The sequence below is a fragment of the Virgibacillus sp. DJP39 genome (assembly GCF_049310925.1).
In the GTDB taxonomy this organism is placed as follows: domain Bacteria; phylum Bacillota; class Bacilli; order Bacillales; family Amphibacillaceae; genus Virgibacillus_F.
The window spans coordinates 24,359-48,125 of the sequence record NZ_JBMERP010000026.1 but is presented as its reverse complement, the minus strand read 5'-3'; the positions used below and the strand labels follow the sequence as shown (position 1 = coordinate 48,125).

23 protein-coding genes and 2 riboswitches are annotated in these 23,767 nt (G+C 38.2%); of the genes, 19 read left to right on the top strand and 4 right to left on the bottom strand.

Features of this window, described 5'->3' with window-relative positions:
- Window positions 1–103 precede the first annotated feature (103 nt).
- The gene (locus ACOI1D_RS10585; RefSeq protein WP_422501251.1) at window positions 104–1,168 is read right to left on the bottom strand and encodes a P1 family peptidase; all 1,065 of its coding nucleotides are present in this window, start codon (window positions 1,166–1,168) and stop codon (window positions 104–106) included.
- A gap of 269 nt (window positions 1,169–1,437) precedes the next feature.
- Between ACOI1D_RS10585 and ACOI1D_RS10580 the strand changes: the two genes are divergently transcribed.
- The gene (locus ACOI1D_RS10580; protein WP_422501250.1) at window positions 1,438–2,694 is read left to right on the top strand and encodes a cytochrome P450; all 1,257 of its coding nucleotides are present in this window, start codon (window positions 1,438–1,440) and stop codon (window positions 2,692–2,694) included.
- Between the two features lie 185 nt (window positions 2,695–2,879).
- Here ACOI1D_RS10580 and ACOI1D_RS10575 read toward each other — a convergent pair whose 3' ends face one another.
- A complete protein-coding gene (locus ACOI1D_RS10575) occupies window positions 2,880–4,352 on the bottom strand; it encodes a methyl-accepting chemotaxis protein (RefSeq protein WP_422501249.1) in 1,473 nt (490 codons plus the stop codon).
- Between the two features lie 163 nt (window positions 4,353–4,515).
- Entirely contained in the window at window positions 4,516–5,403 is an 888-nt protein-coding gene (locus tag ACOI1D_RS10570; RefSeq protein ID WP_422501248.1) for a TetR/AcrR family transcriptional regulator, read from the bottom strand.
- Window positions 5,404–5,630: 227 nt separating this feature from the next.
- On the opposite strand from ACOI1D_RS10570, the gene ACOI1D_RS10565 reads away from it, so the two are divergent.
- The 4 genes from ACOI1D_RS10565 (at window position 5,631) to ACOI1D_RS10550 (ending at window position 11,052) form a co-directional block, all read left to right on the top strand.
- A complete protein-coding gene (locus ACOI1D_RS10565; RefSeq protein WP_422501247.1) occupies window positions 5,631–8,777 on the top strand; it encodes an efflux RND transporter permease subunit in 3,147 nt (1,048 codons plus the stop codon).
- A 252-nt stretch (window positions 8,778–9,029) separates the two neighbouring features.
- Window positions 9,030–9,515, top strand: a complete 486-nt coding sequence (locus ACOI1D_RS10560) for a superoxide dismutase family protein (RefSeq protein WP_422501255.1) — start codon at window positions 9,030–9,032, stop codon at window positions 9,513–9,515.
- Window positions 9,516–9,644: 129 nt separating this feature from the next.
- Window positions 9,645–10,412 (top strand): DUF3891 family protein, encoded by a 768-nt coding sequence (locus ACOI1D_RS10555; protein WP_422501246.1) that lies wholly within the window; start codon window positions 9,645–9,647, stop codon window positions 10,410–10,412.
- A gap of 85 nt (window positions 10,413–10,497) precedes the next feature.
- A complete protein-coding gene (locus tag ACOI1D_RS10550; RefSeq protein WP_422501245.1) occupies window positions 10,498–11,052 on the top strand; it encodes a DUF3231 family protein in 555 nt (184 codons plus the stop codon).
- Window positions 11,053–11,337: 285 nt separating this feature from the next.
- On the opposite strand, the gene ACOI1D_RS10545 is transcribed toward ACOI1D_RS10550, so the two are convergent.
- Window positions 11,338–12,480 (bottom strand): conserved virulence factor C family protein, encoded by a 1,143-nt coding sequence (locus ACOI1D_RS10545; RefSeq protein ID WP_422501244.1) that lies wholly within the window; start codon window positions 12,478–12,480, stop codon window positions 11,338–11,340.
- 167 nt (window positions 12,481–12,647) lie between these two features.
- On the opposite strand from ACOI1D_RS10545, the gene ACOI1D_RS10540 reads away from it, so the two are divergent.
- The 14 genes from ACOI1D_RS10540 (at window position 12,648) to ACOI1D_RS10475 (ending at window position 23,717) form a co-directional block, all read left to right on the top strand.
- The gene (locus ACOI1D_RS10540; protein WP_422501243.1) at window positions 12,648–13,478 is read left to right on the top strand and encodes a GNAT family N-acetyltransferase; all 831 of its coding nucleotides are present in this window, start codon (window positions 12,648–12,650) and stop codon (window positions 13,476–13,478) included.
- A gap of 220 nt (window positions 13,479–13,698) precedes the next feature.
- Entirely contained in the window at window positions 13,699–14,274 is a 576-nt protein-coding gene (locus ACOI1D_RS10535; RefSeq protein ID WP_422501242.1) for a sugar O-acetyltransferase, read from the top strand.
- Between the two features lie 22 nt (window positions 14,275–14,296).
- Window positions 14,297–14,728, top strand: a complete 432-nt coding sequence (locus ACOI1D_RS10530; protein ID WP_422501241.1) for an NUDIX hydrolase — start codon at window positions 14,297–14,299, stop codon at window positions 14,726–14,728.
- A gap of 1 nt (window position 14,729) precedes the next feature.
- Entirely contained in the window at window positions 14,730–15,194 is a 465-nt protein-coding gene (locus ACOI1D_RS10525; protein WP_422501240.1) for a GNAT family N-acetyltransferase, read from the top strand.
- 129 nt (window positions 15,195–15,323) lie between these two features.
- Window positions 15,324–15,426: riboswitch (TPP riboswitch) on the top strand.
- A gap of 148 nt (window positions 15,427–15,574) precedes the next feature.
- Complete coding sequence (gene thiD / locus ACOI1D_RS10520) at window positions 15,575–16,417, top strand: bifunctional hydroxymethylpyrimidine kinase/phosphomethylpyrimidine kinase (protein ID WP_422501239.1); 843 nt, start codon at window positions 15,575–15,577, stop codon at window positions 16,415–16,417.
- A complete protein-coding gene (gene thiM, locus ACOI1D_RS10515; protein WP_422501238.1) occupies window positions 16,404–17,216 on the top strand; it encodes a hydroxyethylthiazole kinase in 813 nt (270 codons plus the stop codon). Before thiD ends, thiM begins: the two co-directional genes overlap by 14 nt.
- On the top strand, window positions 17,203–17,847 hold the full coding sequence (thiE, locus tag ACOI1D_RS10510) for a thiamine phosphate synthase (protein WP_422501237.1): 645 nt from the start codon (window positions 17,203–17,205) through the stop codon (window positions 17,845–17,847). Before thiM ends, thiE begins: the two co-directional genes overlap by 14 nt.
- Before the next feature lie 64 nt (window positions 17,848–17,911).
- Complete coding sequence (gene thiW / locus ACOI1D_RS10505) at window positions 17,912–18,400, top strand: energy coupling factor transporter S component ThiW (protein ID WP_422501236.1); 489 nt, start codon at window positions 17,912–17,914, stop codon at window positions 18,398–18,400.
- Window positions 18,401–18,408: 8 nt separating this feature from the next.
- Window positions 18,409–18,509, top strand: a riboswitch (TPP riboswitch).
- A 64-nt stretch (window positions 18,510–18,573) separates the two neighbouring features.
- Window positions 18,574–19,266, top strand: coding sequence for a thiaminase II (gene tenA, locus ACOI1D_RS10500; RefSeq protein ID WP_422501235.1), 693 nt, complete (start codon window positions 18,574–18,576; stop codon window positions 19,264–19,266).
- Window positions 19,267–19,428: 162 nt separating this feature from the next.
- A complete protein-coding gene (locus ACOI1D_RS10495; RefSeq protein WP_422501234.1) occupies window positions 19,429–19,815 on the top strand; it encodes a GntR family transcriptional regulator in 387 nt (128 codons plus the stop codon).
- On the top strand, window positions 19,812–20,714 hold the full coding sequence (locus ACOI1D_RS10490) for an ATP-binding cassette domain-containing protein (RefSeq protein ID WP_422501233.1): 903 nt from the start codon (window positions 19,812–19,814) through the stop codon (window positions 20,712–20,714). The genes ACOI1D_RS10495 and ACOI1D_RS10490 overlap by 4 nt, the downstream gene beginning before the upstream one ends.
- Entirely contained in the window at window positions 20,695–21,453 is a 759-nt protein-coding gene (locus tag ACOI1D_RS10485; protein ID WP_422501232.1) for a hypothetical protein, read from the top strand. Before ACOI1D_RS10490 ends, ACOI1D_RS10485 begins: the two co-directional genes overlap by 20 nt.
- On the top strand, window positions 21,450–22,151 hold the full coding sequence (locus ACOI1D_RS10480; RefSeq protein ID WP_422501231.1) for a hypothetical protein: 702 nt from the start codon (window positions 21,450–21,452) through the stop codon (window positions 22,149–22,151). Before ACOI1D_RS10485 ends, ACOI1D_RS10480 begins: the two co-directional genes overlap by 4 nt.
- Before the next feature lie 153 nt (window positions 22,152–22,304).
- Window positions 22,305–23,717, top strand: a complete 1,413-nt coding sequence (locus ACOI1D_RS10475) for a LysM peptidoglycan-binding domain-containing protein (RefSeq protein WP_422501230.1) — start codon at window positions 22,305–22,307, stop codon at window positions 23,715–23,717.
- Window positions 23,718–23,767 lie beyond the last annotated feature (50 nt).

Here is a 23,767-nt window from a genome sequence, read left to right as displayed (position 1 = left end):
GTTCCGTTGTTTGCAATAATGCTTTGGCTGAATCTGATCCCTCATCTATGGGGGAGTAATCAAGGACATTTAATGAAATCATTTGTAAGGTCCCCTCCACTTTCTACGTTAAGCTGATGTTGTGTTGTTTTAATAAATCCTTTAATGCCGGTCGTTCGTTCCCATCTCTACCAATTACGTGATCAGCAGTGATCAGTGAGTTTAACACTGCTTCTTCTGTAGCTTCACCAATGGCTCGAAACGCTAAATCTATATCGTCTTCATGAATCGTTGTTGAGGTCAGGCAGTGATCAGGCTTTTCATGCGGTATTTTTGAAGCGGTTGAAAAGCCAATAGCCACCTCGCCGCTACCTGTTGTAATGATAGAACCTGTACGTGATAGACCTGTAACAGTTCGTTTAAGGATACGATTAAGTTGTCTCTCTGACACAGGGAGATCTGTCGCAACAATCATCATGATTGATCCTTTATCTTTTTCCTCATAAGACTGTACAATTGCTTCTTTAAGTTCTTGTCCAACAGCTTTTCCATTTATCTTTAAGTCACTTAAGATTCCAAAATTAGATAGTACCAGAACACCCATTGTATATTCCCCGTGTTCGAGCTTCATCATTCTTGAAGCGGTACCAATACCACCTTTTAAGGAGTAACAAAGCATCCCTGTTCCAGCACCAACTGTACCTTCTTCAACATCTAAGGAAGCATTTTGAAGCGCTTTGAAAATATGTTCCTTTTCAACGTATTTAGCCCGGACATCATTCAGCAGCATATCATTGCATTCACCTACAACTGGGTTCACGGTCCCAGTCGTATCTCCAATTTCAGGGTTGTCTTCAAGCATGTATTCAATTAATGCGTCTGAAGCAGTACCCACGTTTAACGTATTGGTAAGAATAATTGGAGTCTCCAGTGTACCAAGTTCTTCCATTTGAATAGTCCCAGTTGTTTTTCCAAAGCCATTAATTACATGGCTTGAGGCGAGCAGTTTTTCTTTAAACAAATTGCCTTGGTGAGGAATAATTGCGGTAACACCGGTTTGCATCCTTTGATTACTAAGGGTTATATGACCAACAGTAACTCCCTCTACATCCGTAATAGCGTTTTTAGAACCTGTTGTTAAGCTTCCAATTTTAACTCCATAATCCCTTAGTCTTTTTTGATGGGACATTATTAAACACCCTTTCATCTTCTATTATTTCAGTATTATGTAAGTTTAGTAATTGTATCACACAGGTCTTAGAAAAAGTTGATCTCTATTTCTTAAGCAGGTAAGAAAGTATAAATCCTTTTCTTACTGCATAAGTGCAACTAACGCTTTCGCCATTAAGGCCTGACGATAAGCAAAATTTGTTCTAAAGGATGCATAAAAGTAAGGCTGTAATTCCAATACTAAACGGTAATATTTACATAACTTTAAGGGGGAAAGGAGTTACAATAATGTTAAAAAATGAAAAAGTACCACACGAGAAAACGCTTGACAACAGTGCTGCGTTAATGATGGAGGGGTATAACTTCATCGGAAACAGGGTTAATCAATTTCAGTCTGATTTATTTGAGACCAGGCTTCTGGGGGAAAAGGTAATTTGTATGAGTGGAGAAGAGGCAGCAAGATTTTTCTATGATTCTGAACGGTTTAAGCGTAAAGGGGCGGCACCAAAACGAGTGCAACAATCGTTATTTGGTGTTGGTGGAATTCAAACAATGGATGGTGAACAACATATACACCGTAAGCTTCTTTTTATGTCGTTAATGACACCACCGCACCAGAAGCGGCTGGCTGAGCTTACCCTTGAAAAATGGCAAGAATCGGTTGAGGACTGGAAAAATCAAGACGAGATAGTGTTGTTTGAGGAAGCGAAAAAAATTCTTTGTAAGGTGGCATGTCATTGGGCTGGTGTGCCATTGCAGGAATCCGAAGTGAAGACTCGGGCAGATGATTTTTATGCAATGGTTGATGCATTCGGTGCGGTTGGCCCACGTCATTGGAAGGGTAGACAGGCAAGAAATAAAACTGAGGACTGGATTAGAAGTGTTATTGAAGATGTAAGGGCAGAAAAGCTCAAGGTTAGTGAAGGTTCAGCATTATATGAAATGGCTTTTTACAAGCAGCTTGATGGGACTCAGCTAGATACTCAAATGGCAGCAGTAGAGCTTATTAATGTGTTACGGCCGATTGTAGCCATTGCTACGTTTATAACTTTTTCTGCTGTAGCCTTGCAGGACAATCCAGAATATAAAGAACTACTGCGGTCTGGAAAAAGCTCTGAACTTGAAAAATTTGTCCATGAAGTAAGACGTTATTATCCTTTTGGTCCATTTCTAGGAGCGCTGGTAAAGAAAGGATTTATCTGGAATGATTGTAAATTTACAAAAGGGATGCTCGTATTGCTTGACGTTTATGGTACAAATCACGACGAAAGACTTTGGCCAAATCCAAATGAATTCCGACCAGAACGATTTGAGGAAAGAAACGAAAGCCTGTATGATCTTATTCCTCAAGGGGGAGGCAATCCAGCTGAGGGACACCGTTGTCCTGGCGAGGGTATTACCATAGAAGTTATGAAAGCAAGCTTGGATTTTCTAGTGAATAAGGTTGATTACGATGTACCGGATCAGGATCTTGACTTCAGTTTGGTGAGAATGCCAACGATGCCGGAGAGTGGGTTTGTGATGAGCAATGTTAGGTTGAGGTGAGGAGAGTAATTGAATATTTAAACAAAAAAGCCCCCCATAAGCAATCAGATGGTTTTCGTCTACCACTTATCTGCATTAGAAGGGAGTTATTAAGTTATTTAGCAGTAAAGAAAGTTTAAAAAATTTCTTTCTGAATAAATGTAACTAAGGCTTGGCGATAAGCCAAGTTTTTTAAACTTGTATTACTAATTGACCATACTTTTAGCTAATTTGTTGGTGTCAATCATCTCTTCCCCAATTAGCTGGTTTTGTCTATTTAGGTTTTCTACAGTAGCGCTCATTTCCTCTAAACTTGCAGAGGCTTCTTCTATAATTGCAGCCAAGTCAGTTGTAGCTCCATCAACAACGGAAGAGTTGTCCTTGACGTTTTCAGCTAGAGATTCAAAGTTGGTAAACTGTTGGTCAAGCTCGTTTAAATAATCGGTGAGGTCTGAGAACGAATTGTTCACTTGCTCCGTACTTTCAAGGTTATCATTCACCATCAACAAACTAGCATTCATTTTTTCTAATGCAAAGTCGTTTGTGGTATTCACTTCTTGTAAATTAGTAGTAATTTTCTCTGCTGTTAGATTTGTCATTTCTGCTAATTTCCTAATTTCATCTGCTACGACGGAGAATCCTTTTCCGGCTTCTCCAGCTCTTGCAGCCTCAATAGAAGCATTCAACGCCAATAAGTTTGTTTGTTGACTTACGTTGATTATGTCCTGGGAAAATGTATTTATTTCATTTATTTTGCTAGAAAGTGATTGGAAAGATTCGCTTAATTCCTCGATATGAGTGCGGAAATAACCCATATTAGATGATAGATCCTTTGATAGACCATTACCCGAGATGGCTACGTCAGCAGACTTCCCAAATTTACTTTTCAGCAGTTTTGTTTCATCTAAAATGTGAATCATTTGCTGTAATGTATCCTGGGCGTTTTGAGCAATGTCAGTGATTCTTTCATTTTGTACCGTGCTGCCAGTGGCAACTTCCGCAATAGCTTCTGAAATTTCCGTTTGGGATACAATATTTTCTTGAACTCTGTTATTTACAGTAGTAATTTTTTCAATAATATTACTCACGTTATCTTCTAATTTCACACGAGCATTTTCTTTTTCTGCGGTCTCCTTTTCACTAGCAATAAGAAGTTGTTCAATATGGTTGAATTGCTTATTATTTAAGTGAATTAGAATAAATGATAAAAAGCCGGCTAGTACGTAAGTTAACAAGGTGGCTGGTAGATTATCCTGCAGTACCCCGATTTCTGCAGCTGATCCTAGATTGGCATTTAAGTACAAGCCAATCATACCGATAATATAACCAATCAAAAAAACGGATTGAGTCAAATGTACAGTTGAAAGTAATAGTAAAAAGAAAAGAATAAATGCTGAAGATATGCTTCCACCAAACAATAAAATATAGCTGATTATACATGTATATACGATTAAAACGAGTAAAAATTTGAAGGCGTTTTCTTTTTTTAATACAAATTTAGTAACAATAAAACTACTTAAAATCAGTAACAGTTCAGCTGCATAAAAAAGACTTTTATTCTGTTCTCCTTGAATTAAAGTCAAAATTAATGCGCTCAAAATTGAAATTGGAAACACTACAATAACTAAAATGTTTTTCTTTTTAACATCATTTAATTTTAATTTGTCAATTGCGTTCAAGCTTTGTTCCCCCTAGTTTAGCGTCATTGGTCTTGGTTAGTCTACTTTATATCGGCCAAATCAGAAGAATTTTTAAGGGAACATTAGCAAATTTAAGTAAATAATTAAAAAAAGCTTGAAAGGAAAAAGCGGTTGCCCTTCCTTTCAAGTTTAACCATGTAATTCATAGAAGTCTTATATCAAGTTTCTCTGCTATTGAAGTACGGTACTTGTCAAATTGATCTATTCCTTTAAAGTTTGCCAACAACCCCTGGATTACAAATTCTTTTGAATCCGATTTTTTAACTTCTGTAATTAAGAAGTCGATTACTCCCTGCAACTCGATTATCATCTTTTCCTCAAGCTCATACTCGTTCAGTAGCCTCTGCATTTCTAACAGTTCGTTAACAACTTCATTTTTCAGCATTTGTTCAGGCTCTCTAATTTCGGGGAAGATTGGTGCCATTTTTTCTTCAGTTAGAATTGGTTTTTTATTTTTAGCTAACAGACCAACAATAATATCGTCTAAGCAATCGACAATAAAAGAAGCCAGCTCAGGTATATCTATGTCTAAGTCAGCGTGGATTAGGACCTGAAAGTATCTGCCTTTCATTCCTTCACATAGGATTCCTGCATCTATCACATAAGGTTCCACTTCTTTGCCATAAATAGCAATAAGCGTTTCTTTATACCATTTTTGTGTCTCAAACTCTTTAATCCGCACAAATTCATAGAGGTCTTTGTTCAATGTAATGGCTTGTTCCTTCAATTGAGTAGTAATAAAGCTTTTATGTTTTAGTATTTCATAAAACTGCACTTCCACTTGTTTGACAAAGTTTTCTTTATGACTGAGCTGCTGATCAAAAGCATTTTCTATGTTTTCTTTCATCAAGTTGTAATAAAACTTAAAAATCTCCAGCATTAATTCATCTTTTGAATGGAAGTGTAAATAAAATGCTCCCTTTGAAACCTTACTCTTCTCAGTGATTTCCTGAATAGAAGTCGTATAAAAGCCTTTTTCTGCAAATAAATCAATGGAGGTAGTTATTATTTTTTGTTTCTTTTCATTCATAAATTCACGACCTTTTTAAACTGAATGACTGGTTGGTCAATTTAATATTGACTTCTTATAGGTTGTATCAAACAAGCACTGTCAACCTGTCCTATCTAAATTATATATGTATTATTATCATACTGCAAGTAAATTATTAAGGTTGCAAGTTCTGTTTAAATCGTTTATATTAAGTAATGTTATGACCAGTCAGTCATATGAAAAGAAGGATTAAAGGAGTGTACTACTTGAAAAAAATCATTAATTTCTCTCTCAACAATAAATTCGCTATTTGGATTTTAACTATTATGGTTGTTATTGCTGGTTTATATTCGGGTCTGAATATGAAACAGGAAACAATGCCAGATATTACTTTACCGAACGTGTCTGTAATGACCATGTATCCGGGAGCAGCCCCTGATGAGGTTGCTGAAGAGGTGACGGAACCAATAGAACAACGGATACAAAATTTAGAAGGTGTAGAACTCGTTAGCTCTACTTCAATGGCTAATGCTTCTTCTATTCAGATACAATTTAGTTTTGATACTAACATGGATGAAGCCAAAACCGAGGTAGAAAGTTCATTGTCAAATCTGACATTACCAGAAGGTGCAAACGAGCCACAGGTTTCACGCTTAAGTTTGAATTCATTTCCGGTACTAGCCTTAAGCATTAGTGATACAGATCTGTCTCTTGAGCGGTTAACAACGATGGTTGAGGAAAATGTCGTTCCAACTATAGAGGGCATCAGTGGTGTTTCAAATGCACAAATTACCGGGCAGCAAGTACAGAAAGTAACGATTGACTTTGCTGAAGAGAAGTTGACCGAATATGGGTTAACCCAGGATACGATAAAACAATTGATTAAAGGGTCGGATATTTCCTTTCCATTTGGTTTGACAAACTTTGATGGTGAAGTAAAGAACCTGGTAATTGACGGTGATATTTCTTCAATTGAGGACCTGCGTAATATGGAAATCCCAATAACTCCAACAGCAGGAGCTAAACAAAGCCAGGGGCAAGTTCCAACAGATCAACCAAACCCTAATGTGGATGATCAAACCAAAGCCCAGTCAGAAGGTTCTATGAAACTGCTAACCGTACAGCTTGGTAATCTTGCTGAAATCAATGTGGTTGGTGAAGCTGAATCAATTTCAAGAACAAATGGTGAGGAGTCAATTGGAATCCAAATCGTTAAGGCTGAAGATGCCAACACAGTTGAAGTAGTTAATGGTGTTAAAGAGGCAATCAAAGGTTTTGAAAAAGACCTTGGCCTTACAGTAACAACTACCTTCGATCAAGGTGAGCCAATCGAGGAAGCTGTCAGTACGATGCTTAGTAAAGCATTGTTCGGTGCATTATTTGCAATCGTCATTATTCTGCTGTTTTTAAGAAGTATTAAAACTACATTAATTTCTATTGTATCGATACCTTTATCGTTACTAATGGCAGTTTTCCTCCTGCATCAAATGGATATTACGCTAAACATAATGACACTAGGTGCACTTACCGTTGCAATTGGTCGGGTAATTGATGACTCGATTGTTGTTATTGAAAACATATATAGAAGAATGGCTTTACCAGGGGAAAAACTTCGAGGTAAACAATTAATATCAGATGCAACGAGACAGATGTTTATACCTATTTTTTCTTCGACAATCGTAACAATTGCTGTATTCCTACCACTAGGTTTAGTGAGCGGGCAGGTTGGTGAAATGTTCTTACCATTTGCACTAGCAGTTGTCTTTGCACTTTCCGCATCGTTAATTGTCGCTATAACCATTGTCCCGATGCTTGCCCATTCACTATTTAAAAAGGGATTAAACGATCTTGGTACAACAAAAAATAAACTAGAAGAGAAACCTAGCAAGCTTGCCAATTTTTATAAAGGTATCTTGGACTGGACATTAAATCATAAGATTGTAACTTTAGGTGGCTCAATATTGGTATTAGTTGCAAGTTTATTCCTTGTACCAGTAATTGGTGTAAGCTTCCTGCCAACTGATGAACAGAAAATGTTGATGGTAACCTACAGCCCAGAACCAGGTCAAACAAGAGTGGAAACAGAAGATATAGCTCTTCAAGCGGAGGAATTCTTTAGTGACCGTGACGGGGTTACTACCTATCAATATTCAATTGGCCAAGGCGGATCAATGGGAATGATGGGGATGGGTGGAGGAAACTCTGCATTATTCTTCGTAGAGTACGATAAAGAGTATGAAAGTTTTAGTGGAGAAGATACAAAAGTCGTCGAATTCCTAAATGAAAGTACCGATACTGGCGAGTGGGAAACGGTAGATTTCGCAAGTATGGGAGCTAGTGGACTGCAGTTATTTGTTTATGGTGAAAATATGGAAGAGATCCAAACAGCCGTGGGTAAAATATTGCCGATTATGAAAGAAAACAGTGATTTAGAAAAAGTTGAATCAAGCATATCAGAAGCTTATGATCAATATACCCTTGTTGCTAATCAGAAAAAATTAAGTCAATATGGACTCACCGCAGCGCAAATTGGTATGAACCTTAGTGGTACTGGTGAAGCACCAGTTCTTACAACCGTTAACCATGAGGGTGAGGATGTTAATGTATATATAGAAGTGGAAGAAGAGCAGTACAAAAACATTAAGGATCTAACCAATACAGAAATTCAGACACCACTCGGTACAACCGTTCAAATAGATGAATTGATGACTGTTGAAGAAGGTAAATCACCAGATACAATTGATCGTAGAGATGGTGAAATGTATGCGTCATTAAATGCAGAAGTTACAACGAATGATGTCGCAGCCGTTTCAGCTGAAGTGGAAGAGAAGGTTAACAAGCTAGAATTACCTGATGGTGTGAATGTAGAATTTGGCGGGGTAACCGAACAAATCAGTGAATCGTTTACACAGCTAGGTTTAGCAATGTTAGCAGCAGTAGCGATTGTTTACTTTGTTCTTGTTATCACGTTTGGTGGAGCGCTAGCACCACTTGCAATCTTGTTCTCACTACCATTTACAATTATAGGTGGATTAGTTGCGCTTTGGATTGCGAATGAACCATTGAGTGTATCAGCTATGATTGGTGCGTTAATGTTAATTGGCATCGTTGTTACAAACGCAATTGTATTAATTGACCGGGTTATTCATAAGGAAAAGGAAGGACTTACTACAAGAGATGCTCTTTTAGAAGCTGGGTCTACTCGCCTGCGTCCTATCCTTATGACCGCGCTTGCGACAATTGGAGCCCTTATCCCACTAGCTATTGGTTTAGAAGGTGGAGGATTGATTTCGAAGGGGTTAGGAGTAACGGTAATTGGTGGACTAACAAGTTCAACGTTACTGACACTTGTTATCGTACCAATTGTTTATGAATTCTTTGCCAAGTTTCGCAAACAGAAAACTAACGCGTAAAAATTAAATTGATTTGCTTATGAAATCCCGTTTATTCTTCCAGCCAGGAAGAATGAACGGGATTTTTCAGCAGGTAAGAAAGTATAAATCCTTTCTTACTGCATAGTGCAACTAAGGCTTGGCGATAAGCCAAGTTTTCTAATATTGTTAACAAAAAAAACATGTAGGCATAAGATGTTTAACCACATGATTCTTTTAGGAGGTTACTTACAGGTGAATGAGTATAAGACCAGACAATATGAAGGTTATCAAATGTATTATCCCATGAGACAGATGGTTTCAAGGTCATATGCAGAAATTAAAGGGAGTGAGCTTGCGCCAAATCTACATGGGTATGTTGTTTTTACAAATGTTCCTAATGGTACAGAAGTAACGGTGGAGGTTAATGGATTACCCCCATACCGTCCTGCAATAGGAAATCAGGCACCAATTGGCCCGCACGGTTTTCATATTCATCAGAATGGTGATTGTGGAAGTGCTGATATGCCTGAACCATTCCAGGCTGCTGGAGGACATTGGAATCCAACAGATCAGCCACATGGAAATCATGCAGGTGATTTTCCTGTTTTGTTTTCGAATAACGGATATGCCAGAATGTCTTTTTTTACAAATAGATTTAGTCCGCAAGACGTAATTGGAAAGTCAATCGTTATTCATGAAAACCCTGACGATTATCGTTCGCAGCCTTCTGGAAGTTCAGGGAAGCGGATAGGTTGTGGCTCAATTATTGCTTTATAAGTTGTTGCGTGACAACACCTCTTTGGATATGCTTTATCTGAGGGGTCTTTTTTTTTACCGAAAATACGTACAACTGCCTTGTGACGTGGGGAATGCTGGTAATACTATAGGTGATGGGAGGTGATTTGGATGATTATTAGAGAAAGAGAAAATGAAGTTGTTATGATTTCACAGGATGACCATGCGCGGATTTCAGGGATGTTCGCAGCTGATTGGACAAAGTATCTTCTAAAACAAGATGACAAAAGAAATTCTGTTGAATTGGCAATTAATGAACACGATAGAGGTTGGATCCCCTTAGATCGTAATCCATTTTTAAATGATCAAACTAAAATCCCTTTTTCATTTATCGATTACCCAAACGAGATTAAACTTGTATTTTATAAAAGAGGGATTGACGAAGTTGAGGAGATGGATAGCTATGCCGGCCTACTGTGCAGCTGTCATTATGCCCGTTTTGCAGCAAATGATGGAAGCGCGGATGCGCAGAGGTTTGTCAAACAGGAGCATAACCGTCAGAATCGATTAAAAAATCAGGTGGAAGGTTTTGATGAAGCTTTGTTTCAGTTTCACTATGATCTACTCCAGTTTAGTGATAACTTGTCGTTGTATGTTTGTTTAAACGAACCAGGAGTTTCGCAAAATGACGTGCATTACTTCTTTCGTCAAGGGTTGCCAGTACCTTCAACACTTTCGTTTCTTGGAACTAATCCTATTCAGATTGACTGGAAGGATATGAAAACAATCCTATTATCCGAATTTCCTTTTAACAACCCCTTTGATATTACGATTACCCAGAAATTAGTCTCAAAGCAATCCATAAATGATGCGGGAATTTTTCATGCTTATGAGAATGCAATTATTGAACGTGTTTCTGTTAGCATTGATGCTGATTAATTTTAAGTAAATTAATGGAATAGATAAGTTATTTACATTTTTAATTAGGTTGAGGGATTGGTAATACCAAAGGTGGCGATTAAATTTGGGTAATCCATTTGAGGCAGTATGGAACACAATGAAACTAGCAATAGATAATATAAATGAGCCTAAGTCTCCAATGCATATTATTGAAGCGGGTGACTGCTGGAAATACGTTACCATGATGGAAGAATATATTCGATACGAGGAAATTGGATTAAATACTACAACGGATGATGAAGTGACAGAAATGCTAACAGACGTAGTCAAACTATGCGAAAGCCAAGTTAAAAAGTTAAGTGAATTCATGAAACAAGAGGGTATCCCATTACCGGATGTATCATCCGCAAAGCCAAACTCAAGCTCAAAAGATATCCCTTTAGGAGTTAAATTAACGGATAGTGAAATTACAAATGGCGTTGCGTTTAAATTGGTAGCTTGTATGGAAGCATGTGCAAAAGCTCAAGCTGACTGTATGCGCAGTGATGTTGGTCTCATTTGGCTTGGATTTTATTCAGATTGGGTAACATTTGGTACGACACTAAAGACATTAATGCGTAAACGAGGCTGGGTTAAAGTGCCGCCATATTACTATCCCCCTGGTTCTCCAGGAAACTAATGGCAACGATGAATTTCAAATCAGTTAACGAATTATACATATAGTATGGTATACTTGATTCCTGCGATGAGCTGAATTGCATAAGACGGAAAATAAGGCAATACATGTGATGTGAACCACATGATTTTTCGCCGCAAACGTTAGAAAACTAGAGCTTTCGCCATGACTTTATGGCGAAAGCTCTAGTTGCACTTATGCAGTAAGAAAGGATTTGTACTTTCTTAACTGCCATAAAAGACGCCTCTTTAGGCGTCTTTTTACATACATTTTTATATACCGGATAACTTATTTCTGTTTAGTTGCTTCGGTCATTTGATGCCAAATGGAGCCCTTCGCATTTTCTCCACCCTCAATGCGGGCAAGGGCCATTTTGACCTGCATACGTACTTCAAACTCGGGATCATCCATTGCCTTTTTTAACGCAGGGATAGCTGTTTCATCACCAATCTCATACAAAAACATAGCACCACGCCAGCGAACGATACGACTTTTATCAGACAGTGAAGCAATCATTTCAGGGATAGCCTCTTTAAATCCAAGGTCTGATAAACAATCACCAGCAGTACGTCGTACGTTTACAGCTTTGTCTTTTAAAGCTTTATATAAATACGGTAATACTTCTGGTTCTTCTATCATCCCAAGATAAGCAGTAGCAAGTCTGCGAACCGATGCTTTTTCATCATGTAATGCCTTATCTAAAACCGGTAAGTCTGCCATAGTTGGATTCATTCGATCTAAGGCCGCATAACGTTCTTTCCAGCTTGGATGGTCAAGCATATCAAGTGTAACCTTTTTTGGTTTAGTAGATGGTTGTTGAAAGTCGGATTCATTGTTCGAGAGGGCACTTTTGATTAATATATTAAGTCTCTCCTGGTCATGTGTTGCTGATAACTCTTCAACAATATCTTGTCCGATTTCTTTTGTGTCGCCATAGCGAGGGCTTTGCTCTACCCATTTTCTTTCCATAAGCATATTGGTAGAAGCCTCTGACGCTTTCATGGTAGCTTCCACAAACCGCTCAGGAAGTCCGAAACGCTGCTCATCATCTCCGTCTTGAAGTTTCACCTGGACAGGGATCCCACGAAACATTTGGATGAATACCTGTACTTCTCCAAAATGATCTTCTTGCTTAGCCTGACTGGTTATCTCGGGATCAGGAGTATTTTCCGAAGACCCCAGTACATTTCGTACTTCAGGGAGGATATCTTCCCATGCATCCTTGGGGTTACGTTCCAATGCGATGAAATCAATTACATGATAGATACCTTTGACACCTTTAATAGCAAAAAGCTCTTTGATGAAATCCGGAGCATTACTTAGGTCGTCTTTCAATTTATAATTATGTGTTTGTCCATCCGGTAAATGTTCGTCGACGTTAATCTTCATGGAATGTGGACTAGGCGTCGGTTCGATTGAGACAATTTTCATTACACATTCTCCTCTGTTAGTTCTAGACCGATTTTAACAAAGCAAAATTAATTTATCCATTTATCGAATTCAAAGATGTTTTTAACCTTCTATAAAGGAATTTTGATGGCCAATGTAGAAAATGATAAGGGTTAGCAAAAATAAGAATTGAATAGGTGGAAAACAGTTTGAACAATCAACAATTAAACGACATAAAAGAATTACAGTTACTATGTGAAAAGGAAGATAAAATACAACTTAAATTAAATTGGGAAATGCTAAAGTCACGAAAGGAAAAGGATGAAATGGATTTCTACCATTACGAAGATGGTTCTTTAGTTGGGTTCCTGGCTATTTACCAATTTGGTAATAAGTATGAAATTTGTGGAATGGTCAATCCGGGTAACAGGAATCGTGGCATTTTCACGTCTTTATTTAATCAAGCATTAAAAGTAATTCCTCATGAAGCAAAGGAAATATTACTAAACACTCCTGCTAACGCAGAGGCCGCAAGAAACTGGCTGCAAACAAAAGCATGTGACTACTCATTTTCAGAATATCAAATGAAATGGGTCCCAGTACAATTGGAAGTGAAACAACCAATCGTTCGTTTAAGGAAAGCCGGACCATCCGATTTGGAGACCCAAATTAAACTGGACATAGAATGCTTTGAATATGATCCTGCCGGTGCACGGGATTTCAATGAAAATAATGGTTACAGCGAAAGTAAAGTTTCCTACATGATTGAAGTAGAAAGTGAAGTTGTCGGAAAGATAGGTATCCAGAGGGATGAGAATGAAAGCTATATTTACGGTTTTGCTATTTTCCCTGAATTTCAGGGCAAGGGCTATGGAAGGAATGCGCTTATTCAAACCGTGCTTGCTGAGAAAAAAACGGAGGGGGTAATTCTGCTGGAAGTTGCTGCAGAAAACAAGAATGCATTAAAATTATATGAAGAATGCGGCTTTTATTCTTATGAGGTGCAGGATTATTATCAGTTTAACAGAGTTAGGGGATAAATCTGTAGACGAATGTATTAAAGAAAAGTGCTAAACTTGTTAAGAAATTTATCTGAGGGTAAAAAGTATCTGATAAGGGTTTTCTAAGTCAAAATGTAAGAAATAGAAAGATTGAGTTTGACACCATTACTAAATTAGCAACATATTACACATATGTCCCAAAAAGAATAGAATTTGGTACCTGGGTGGTATAAATAGTTTCTATAAAGGAGCTTTTAAATTGCGATCGGAAAAAGAAAAAATGTTAACTGGTGAGCTTTATAAAGCGTGGGATCCATCTTTAATCAAGGAGCGGATCCATGCAAGAAGTTTAACCAGACAGTTTAATCAATCGTTAGAGACAGCCGATGTTGAGCGGGTATCTATTTTAAAAGAGCTCTTTGGTTCGACTGGTGAAAGGATTGAAATTGAACCAAACTTTCGGTGTGATTACGGCTATAACATTCATGTTGGTGAAAATTTCTATATGAATTTTGATTGTATCATTTTAGATGTTTGTGAAGTTAAAATTGGTCATAACTGTGCTATTGCTCCAGGGGTACATATATACACAGCTGCACACCCAATTGACCCATTGATAAGAATCAAAGGTCCTGAGTACGGAAAGCCCGTTGTGATTGGTGACAACGTTTGGATTGGCGGTAGGGCGGTTATAAATCCTGGCGTTATAATTGGAAGCAATGTTGTTATAGCGTCTGGAGCAATTGTTACAAAGAACATTCCTGACAATGTAGTGGTGGCTGGAAATCCAGCGAAAATCATCAAGCAAATTGATCAACAGGAACATGAAAAATAAACAAGTAGGGAGAATTTTCGATATGAAACGGGTAGATGTAGCGTATTCATTAATATACGATGAAGCAGAAGATAAAGTACTTATGGTAAAAAATAATAAATACAACAACTGGACCTTGCCAGGAGGTTCTGTGGAAAAGGGAGAAACACTGGGGATGGCTGCTGTACGCGAGACTAGAGAGGAAACCGGGCTGAAGATTGAAGTAGGAGATATCGTTTCCGTGAATGAGGCTTTTATGGAGAAGGATGGACATCATGCTTTGTTTTTTACATTTAACGCAAAAGTTGTTGGTGGAAAGATTACGATTATAGACACGGACGATAAAGTAGGAATTGCTGAAGTAAAGTGGGTTAGTTTAGCCACAGCATCTGATTTAATGCCGTATTACGAAAATGGCGTGAGAGCCTTGCTTGAATCAGCTATACCTTATACATTTCAAGGTGTAAAAAATTAGTATGGCATATGAATTTTCTATTATGACGCAGGTGCAGGCTGAAGAAATAGCGTTCAACTGGAACTACAAGGGTGTATATTCATTTTATGATATCCAAGCAGACGAGGAAGACTTTTTAGAGTTTGTTGATTCAGAAAAACGTGGTGAATCTGTGTTTGTTGTTGAGAATGAGAACGAGTTGATCGGTTATCTCAGTTTGGATAAAACAAGTGCCCTGACGATTGATATCGGATTGGGAATGAGACCTGATCTTACAGGGAAGGGGAAAGGGCTAGCATTTTTAGAAGCGGTATTAGCTTTTGTTAAGGATTCCTACCAGCCAGTTAAAATTACACTAGCGGTTGCGACATTTAACCAGAGAGCAGTAAAAGTATACAAAAAAGCAGGATTTAAAGAGAAGGAAACCTTTATGCAGAATACCAATGGAAGTACATATGAGTTTGTGAAAATGGAATTACAAATATAATCGATTCAATAAAAGGAAGGTGCCTTTCTAGTGGTGGTAGGAAGGCGCCTTTTTTCGACAAATAACGCGGTACCAGGCACCATTGACAATGTTGCGTGTTCGTGGTTAAGTAAGGTTATAACTTAATAGAACGTCCACTGGGGGTGCCGTTTGGCTGAGATAAGGAAAGTTCCTTTATCCCTTTGAACCTGATCTAGTTCATTCTAGCGTAGGAAAGTGGAGATCGGTTGTTTAGTGTAGATATTTTTCTGACTATTGCATATTCAGACCACTCCAATTTCTGGGGTGGTTTTTTTGTTGAACTAAATATAACTTAACTTCATCATAAAAAAACCAGCCCTTAGTGGGTTTCTTATTTTAAACTGAAAGGGGTTTCTTGTATGAAGCATTCTATTCCAACAGTTCTAACCATTGCTGGAACTGATCCAACTGGGGGTGCTGGGATTCAAGCTGATCTTAAGACATTTCAGGAAAGAGAAGTATTCGGTATGAGTGTTGTGACGTCAGTTGTTGCTCAGAATACAGTCGGTGTACAGGATGTCCAGCATTTACCAATAAAATTTATCATGCAGCAAATGGAGAGTGTACTTACTGATATACCGCCAGATGTAATTAAAACAGGTATGATTGCCAATTCAGAAATGATGGAAGAGATAGCAAAGACAATTAGGAAACACTCGATTCCTTATGTGATTGACCCTGTAATGGTTGCAAAAAGTGGTCATCACTTAATGGATGTAAATTCGATACTTACGTTGACTAATCAGTTGATCCCACTTGCTACAGTAGTGACACCCAACATACCTGAAGCAGAGGTGTTACTCTCCGAATCAATTGAATCAGTTAATGATGCAGAAAATGCAGCAAAACGTATTGTCCATGAATTGGGTGCCAATGCGGCAGTTGTAAAAGGCGGTCATTACACCCGTGAAGAAGCGGTTGATATTTTATATGATGGAATTTCTATTCACAGGTTTCCAACAGTGCGAATAGATACCAATCATACACATGGGACTGGTTGTACATATTCGGCTGTAATCGCTGCTGAGATCGCTAAAGGTAGTTCTGTCTATGACGCAGTCAGGATTGCAAAGTTATTTGTCACAGATGCTATTTTCTATAGCTTAAAGCTAGGAAAGGGTAATGGACCAACAAACCATTGGGGTCATCGTTTGAAAGGATTACCAAAAATAAATGGGGGAATTTTCAATGAATTATCTTAAGGAAATTAAAAAACAAAAACCTTTAATTCATAACATCACGAACGTGGTTGTCGCTAATTTTTCAGCAAATGGCTTATTGGCTCTTGGGGCATCACCAGTAATGGCAAATGCACCTGAAGAAGCCGCTGAAATAGCTGCTCACGCGAATGCACTGGTGCTGAATATTGGAACGTGTAATCGAGAACAGATTAAATCAATGATACTCGCTGGAAAAGCCGCTAACAAAAAGGGGATTACCGTTATTTTAGACCCTGTAGCAATAGGTGCAACAATTTTTCGCAAAAGTGCGGTCAAGGAAATTTTATCGGAAATTGATGTGAGCGTTATCCGTGGCAATGCTGGCGAAATTATAACAGTTTTAGGAGAAACCATCTCGGAAATGAAAGGTGCAGATTCAATGGCAAATGGGATTGATCCTGATGTTGCCATTCGTGTCGCTAATAAGTATGGAGCTGTAGTTATTGCAACAGGAGAAACGGATATTATTACTGACGGTGAAAGCTATACCGAGTGTTATAACGGGGTGTCTATGCTTCAATATGTAACAGGAACAGGGTGTTTATTAACAGCAGTTGTTGGTGCATTTTCTAGTGTAGGAGTGAATCATTATGGAGCTTCAGTTGTAGCTGTAAGCAGCTACGGGGTGGCTGCGGAATTAGCATATGAGAATTGCGCTGGACCTGGAAGCTTTTTGCCAGCCTTTCTGGATGAGTTGTATGGGTTAACAGAGGAAGAAGTGAAGGCAAAGGCTATTACTCAAAACTTCACCTTAGAAGGGAAGAAAAATGATGCTAGATAAAAAGATCCTTCGTTTATATTTTATTCTAGGCAGTGTGAACACTTCTGAAAATCCTGCACATGTACTGCAGCAAGCAATAGAAGGAGGCATTACAATCTTTCAGTACAGAGAAAAAGGGCTCAATGCAAAAAGCGGGGTTGGTAAATTAACGTTAGGAATTGAGTTGCGAAATACTTGCCTTGAAAACAACGTTCCATTCATTGTCAATGATGATATTGAGTTGGCTATTAAGCTTAGAGCTAATGGGGTTCATATTGGCCAGCAGGACGAAAATATTATAAAGGTGAAAGAGCGTTTGCCCAAAGGTATGTATGTGGGCGTTTCAGTGTCAACTGTTGAAGAGGCTATCCTGGCAGAAGAACAAGGTGCAGATTATCTTGGAGTTGGACCTATTCATGGAACGTCTACTAAGGAGGACGCACTTAAGCCGATTGGAATAGAAAGATTAATAGAAATCAGTAAGAATGTAACCATTCCAATTGTAGCGATTGGTGGAATTAAAAAAGAGAATGCAGGAGAAATCATCAATGCAGGAGCGACTGGTATATCGGTAATTTCGGCAATTAGTCAAGGAGGAACTTATAAAAAAGCAGCGCGTGATTTAGAACTAGCTACAAGAGTGCTCAACTAATAATGATTGTTTATATTAAGGGGGGTGATGGGGTCACTAGAAAATCTTTAAAGGAGGTGAATAGGTGTATAGCACAAGACTTTTAACAACGATGGCGGTGTTTATTGCTCTTGGTACAATTGGAGCCCAGTTACTTTGGTTTCCAGCTGGAATAGCCAAAGCGTACCCTGCTCAGCATGCAATCAATGTAATGGCGGCAATAATACTGGGTCCTGGACCAGCGGTGGTTATTGCGTTTATGACTGGGTTAATTCGTAATATGCTAGGGCTTGGAACGTTGCTTGCTTTTCCTGGTGGTATGATAGGTGCGCTTCTAGCGGGATTATTATATAAGAAATTTAAACGGAAGATATTTGCTGTTGTGGGAGAAGTGGTTGGAACTGGAATAATTGGTTCTCTATTTTCGGTACCATATGCAAATCTACTAATGGGTAGCTCACTTGGTGCATTTATATTCTTACCATCATTTTTGGTGAGTAGTATTTCAGGAGCAATTATTGGTTACTTAGTTATGGTTAGGGTTAAGAACGTAAGTCCATTGAATAACACATAAGAAAATTTCGGAACTACTAGGGGTGCAGTATGCTGAGACAAGGAAACGCCTTGATCCCTTTGAACCTGATCTGGATAATGCCAGCGCAGGGAAGTAGCGAGGAAGTATCCTCTATTTATCTACTTTATCTTTCTTCTAGTAGCTTCCAAACACATTTCCTTAGGAGGTATTACATGACTTTTTCTGAAGCATTACGTAACGAAAATCAAGATGTGTATGAAGCGATTTTCAATCATTCCTTTGTTCAGTCGATTGGAAGAGGGGATGTGCCAAAAGAGGCACTTGCACACTATATAAAGGCAGACTATGAATACTTAAATGCTTTTATCCATATTTATGGGATTGCAATCTCAAAATCAAAAAACCGGAAAGATATAAGCTTTTTCAACGACCAAGTCGACTTTGTGTTAAATAGTGAAATCCATCCCCATAATAATTTTTGTGAGCAAATTGGCGTTAAATATGAGGAGTTACAAGGCTATCCGCTCCCACCAACAGCAGACCATTATGTAAAACATATGATGTATCATGCTTGCACGGGAAGCCTTGGTGAAGTGATTGCAGCGCTTTTGCCATGTCCATGGACGTATTTAGAAATTGGTCAGGAACTAATGAAAGAATATCAGCCCAGGAAGGACCATCCTTTTTTTCCGTGGATTTCCTTTTATGCAGATGAACGGGTAGCAGAAACCACGTTAAAAATGCGCAATATATTGGATCGATTAGCCGCTGAAGCCAGCCCAGCGGAACGAGAAAAGATGAAATCTGCATTTCGTAAAAGCTGCCAATTGGAATTGTCCTTCTGGGAAATGGCATACACTTGTGAAAAATGGCCTGTTGGAGAATATATAAAAGTAGGAGAATAAGGGCTTGTAAAGGGTGCCCCCAATTGGGAGGCATCTTTTTCATGATTAATTAACATTTTTCGGGCGGTGCCAGGCACCATTATGAACTTGCATTATTTTCCACATGGTAATATACTAAGTTACAACACTAATGTACTAACTTGGATGGGAAGAGGGTTAAACTTGATTCTTAACACAGACAGCACGAAACCAATTTATATACAAATTGCGGAGTGGATTGAGGAAGAGATTTTGAATGGAACGTTTGAAAAGGGTGAGAAGGTTTATTCGCAATATGCACTTGCAGAAATGTATACGATAAATCCTGCCACAGCAGCGAAAGGATTAAATATTCTTTCTGATGAGAACATACTCTTTAATAAGCGTGGACTGGGCAAGTTTGTGGCAGATCATGCAATTGAGATTATCACGAAAAAAAGAAAGGATAAGAACCTAAAAGGATTAGTAAAAGAGATTGTGTTAGAAGCGGAACGTTTGAATGTTAACGAGGATGAACTAGTTGTCATGATCAAGTCTTTCATGAATGAACGTAAGGGGGAAACTGAGTGAATATAATTGAATGTACAAATTTAACTAAAAAACACGGTAGAACGATAGCCTTAAACGGGATATCCATGTCTATTACAGAAAATAAAATTACAGGGCTTATCGGGGCTAACGGAGCAGGAAAAACTACATTGCTGAAAATAATTGCTGGATTTTGGCGAAAAACTTCTGGTGATATTAAGGTGTTTTCGGAACAGCCATTTAACAATATCAAAACTTCAGCTAACACAATTTTTATTGATGATCAAATGGATCTTCCTACTTCATTGACACTTTTGGAAATACTGCATGAAGCTGGAAGGTTATATGAAAAGTGGGATAAAGATCTTGCCTTTCGTCTTCTTGATTATTTTTCGTTTAACCCAAACCAATTCCATAGTCGTCTGTCAAAAGGAAAGAAAAGTACGTTTAATATAATTCTTGGTCTAGCATCACGCTGTTCGTTAACTATTTTCGATGAACCGACGACTGGAATGGACGCAAGCGTACGAAAGGATTTTTGCCGAGCCTTGCTAAAAGATTATTTAGCTCATCCAAGGTCTATTATTATTTCGAGTCACTATTTGGAAGAGATGGAAGATATCCTGGAAGACATAATATTAATAGAAAACGGTAAGAAACGCCTTCATTTATCAGTAGATGAAGTAAGAGAATATGCAATTGGCGCAACTGGAGAAACGATAAATATAAATGTATTGATACAAAACAGGGAAGTTATTTACTCAAAAAATCTAGGGAGCGATCATACATATGTTGTACTAAAACATAACTTCTCCGAAGAAGAGTTAGAAAGTGCAAGAGAAGCTGGGCTGACTCTTTCACCAATACCTTCCAGTGATTTATGTATCTATCTAACAAATAAAAAGGCTGGGGGGATTGATGATGTCTTTAACAGAACCTAGTATGGCCAATCTGGTGATAAAACAATTAAATTATAAGTGGAAAGCTTATACCGGTTTATTTTATTCACTGATGATTCTCCAACTACTAGCTATCATATTTTCTTTGGTTGTAGGATCAGGTATGTCTGGAGGAAGCTCAAGCTCCAGTGGAATTAATGTCAACATAAGGTACTTCTCAGCTGATACAGTTGTCGCTTTTACAATACTATGGGCATTTATTAGCGCAATTCTTATTACTACAAAAGCATACAGGGAAGATGACTTTATATTTGTTACGAATCGAGTAACTGCTAATCTATCAAACATGCTATTTTTAGGGATAGCCAGCATAATAGGTGCAGTAACGGCGCTATTGTCGGCTTATTTGTTGAAAGTCTTAATGTATTATGTGCTTGATCACAGCCAAATTGTGGGCATTGGATCAGGTCCTGGCTTATCGGATTTCTTTACAGGTTTAACTGCAACCATCCTTTATGTGTTTCTTTTTGCTTCCTTAGGTTATTTGGTGGGGACAATAGTACAACTGAATCGTATTCTTGTGGTAGTTATACCAGTTCTATTTTTAGGATTCGCATTTTTTGCAGAAAGTGTTGCAGGTGCGTATCCGCTCATTCAAATCACAGCGTTTTACTTCGAGGAGTCATCTATCATAATTTTTTCATCAAAAATTGTTGTAACAATTGCATTGGTATTCTTTTGTTCTTCGTTAATGTCTAATCGAATGGAGGTTAGACGATGAACATATTTACTTTTATGCCTATAATCATAATTATTACAATTATAGGATTGGTTGTTCTTGTGATTAAACGCAATACAAAAAAACAAAGAAAATATTTGTCTGGGGAAAAAATAAGATGGATGCTAGGAGCTTATCTACTAATTTTGCTTATTTCTGTAGGTATGTTTTTACTAATTCCAAGTAATTCAGGTTCAATCGCAAATGAAAAGGCGGACTTAGGTTCTTCGTATTTAGTAAAGTCACTTCACAATGGAAATGCAGCCGATATTGATGAGAAATTCATTGCGAAAAAGTGGAAGTTTGACTTTAAAGGTGAAATGCTAACTTTTTTAGCTCCTGGTAATGACGTCAATGGGATTTCGATTTTCGTAGAAGAAAAGATGGAAAACGACGGAATTGTAGAAGTAATGTATTACCAGACACCTACCTATGTTGAAGGTATGAATGTGTCAGATCGGATCAAGCTGGCTCAAGTTAAGCTGAGGGATAATAGACTAATTATAAGTAAGCCTGATCAATTAGAGTTAAACTTTACTGCTTTTAAACAAGAATTTATCATGAATCAATTCACAGAAGGAGATTCAATGAACTTGAATGGTTCACTTATACTGGGCGCACAAGCATTATATATTCGTATCCCAAAAACACTTAATGTGCAGCAGGACGAATATGGTATATTGCAATACATTAGAGAATAACTAAGCAGGACTGGAAAGACATCAGAAGGTGTTTTTCCAGATTTTATATTCATTCTAGGCGATCTTCCAGGCAACCACTCTTTTTATAGCTATAACAATTTAGGCTCCTCTTGAATATTATGACAGATAGGAATGATAAATGGAGGAGATAAAATGAAGATACATGTGGTGCAACGTGGAGAAACACTATGGAGAATTGCTCAACAGTATGGCAATGATGTTAATCAAGTCGTTTTAGTTAATCAGCTTGAAAATCCTGATTCACTCGTAATCGGTCAATCGATTGTTATTCCAAACCCTGAACAGGAATATGTTGTTACGCCAGGTGATAATCTCTGGAAAATTGCGCAACGGTATGGCGTGAGCGTTGCAGAACTTGCTCAAGCAAATAACATTACCAATCCTTCACTGATTTTCGTAGGAGAGTTATTGGAAATACCGTATACAACGCATGTTGTTCAAGTGGGGGAGTTTCTCTGGGGTATTGCCCAGCAGTATGGAGTGCCGGTTAATCAAATTGTCGATGCAAATAACATTACCAACCCGTCTTATATCTATCCAGGTCAACGTTTAAGAATACCGGTTACGAATCGGCCTATAACGGAAGTGAATGCTTATGTAACACAGACAAATGAGCAGGGAAGACGGGAGGTTCTGGCATTAGGAAGTAACTTTACGTATCTTTCACCATTTACTTATAGTGTCCAGGCGAATGGGACAATTACAGAAATGCAGGAAGCACAAGTGCTGGAAGCGGCAAGAGCGACAAACGTTGCACCGCTTTTAGTGTTAACTAACTTTGCAGGGAGGAAATTCGATTCCGACTTAGCAGCAACCATTCTTAGAAATCCGGAACTGCAAGAAACATTAATTACAAATATTTTGGAAAAAATGAGAGCAAAAGGCTACACCGGATTAAATATTGACTTTGAATATGTATACCCGGAGGATCGTGAAAATTATAACAACTTTTTACGTCGATTAGTAGCACGATTGCATCCAGAAGGGTTTACCGTTTCTACTGCCCTGGCACCAAAAGAGAGTGAGGCTCAACAGGGGTTACTCTATGAGGCTCATGATTATGAAGCTCACGGGAAGATCGTTGACTTCGTTGTCATTATGACCTACGAATGGGGTTGGGCTGGTGGAAGACCATGGGCTATCGCGCCGATTAACAAGGTTCGTGATATATTGGATTATGCTGTGACTGTTATCCCTCGTGATAAAATCCTGATGGGTGTTCCATTGTATGGACGTGATTGGAAAATCCCTTGGCAGGAAGGAACTTTTGCAACCCTAGTAAGTCCAAAAGAGGCGGTGCAATTAGCGGATAAGTATAATGTTTCCATTAACTATGATACTACCTATCAATCACCATTTTTTCACTATGTGGACGAAAATGGTCAGGAGCATGAAGTTTGGTTTGAGGATGCACGAAGTGTGCAGGCTAAGTATAATACGGTGAAAGAATATGGTCTTAGGGGTGTAAGTTACTGGGTTTTAGGTAATCCATTTCCTGAAAACTGGGCTGTACTGGGAGATAATTTTAGGATTAGGAAGCTTTAAACAAAAGAGTGAGTTACATTCTAGGTTTTACATTCCTTTTCCTTTTCCTT

Excerpts from the sequence above, each read along its gene's own strand:
- ACOI1D_RS10585 (WP_422501251.1), bottom strand. The coding sequence starts at position 1,168 with ATGTCCCATCAAAAAAGACTAAGGGATTATGGAGTTAAAATTGGAAGC.
- ACOI1D_RS10580 (WP_422501250.1), top strand. The coding sequence starts at position 1,438 with ATGTTAAAAAATGAAAAAGTACCACACGAGAAAACGCTTGACAACAGT.
- ACOI1D_RS10570 (WP_422501248.1), bottom strand. The coding sequence starts at position 5,403 with ATGAATGAAAAGAAACAAAAAATAATAACTACCTCCATTGATTTATTT.
- ACOI1D_RS10560 (WP_422501255.1), top strand. The coding sequence starts at position 9,030 with ATGTATTATCCCATGAGACAGATGGTTTCAAGGTCATATGCAGAAATT.
- ACOI1D_RS10555 (WP_422501246.1), top strand. The coding sequence starts at position 9,645 with ATGATTATTAGAGAAAGAGAAAATGAAGTTGTTATGATTTCACAGGAT.
- ACOI1D_RS10545 (WP_422501244.1), bottom strand. The coding sequence starts at position 12,480 with ATGAAAATTGTCTCAATCGAACCGACGCCTAGTCCACATTCCATGAAG.
- ACOI1D_RS10530 (WP_422501241.1), top strand. The coding sequence starts at position 14,297 with ATGAAACGGGTAGATGTAGCGTATTCATTAATATACGATGAAGCAGAA.
- ACOI1D_RS10525 (WP_422501240.1), top strand. The coding sequence starts at position 14,730 with ATGGCATATGAATTTTCTATTATGACGCAGGTGCAGGCTGAAGAAATA.
- thiD (WP_422501239.1), top strand. The coding sequence starts at position 15,575 with ATGAAGCATTCTATTCCAACAGTTCTAACCATTGCTGGAACTGATCCA.
- thiM (WP_422501238.1), top strand. The coding sequence starts at position 16,404 with ATGAATTATCTTAAGGAAATTAAAAAACAAAAACCTTTAATTCATAAC.
- thiE (WP_422501237.1), top strand. The coding sequence starts at position 17,203 with ATGATGCTAGATAAAAAGATCCTTCGTTTATATTTTATTCTAGGCAGT.
- tenA (WP_422501235.1), top strand. The coding sequence starts at position 18,574 with ATGACTTTTTCTGAAGCATTACGTAACGAAAATCAAGATGTGTATGAA.
- ACOI1D_RS10485 (WP_422501232.1), top strand. The coding sequence starts at position 20,695 with ATGTCTTTAACAGAACCTAGTATGGCCAATCTGGTGATAAAACAATTA.
- ACOI1D_RS10480 (WP_422501231.1), top strand. The coding sequence starts at position 21,450 with ATGAACATATTTACTTTTATGCCTATAATCATAATTATTACAATTATA.
- ACOI1D_RS10475 (WP_422501230.1), top strand. The coding sequence starts at position 22,305 with ATGAAGATACATGTGGTGCAACGTGGAGAAACACTATGGAGAATTGCT.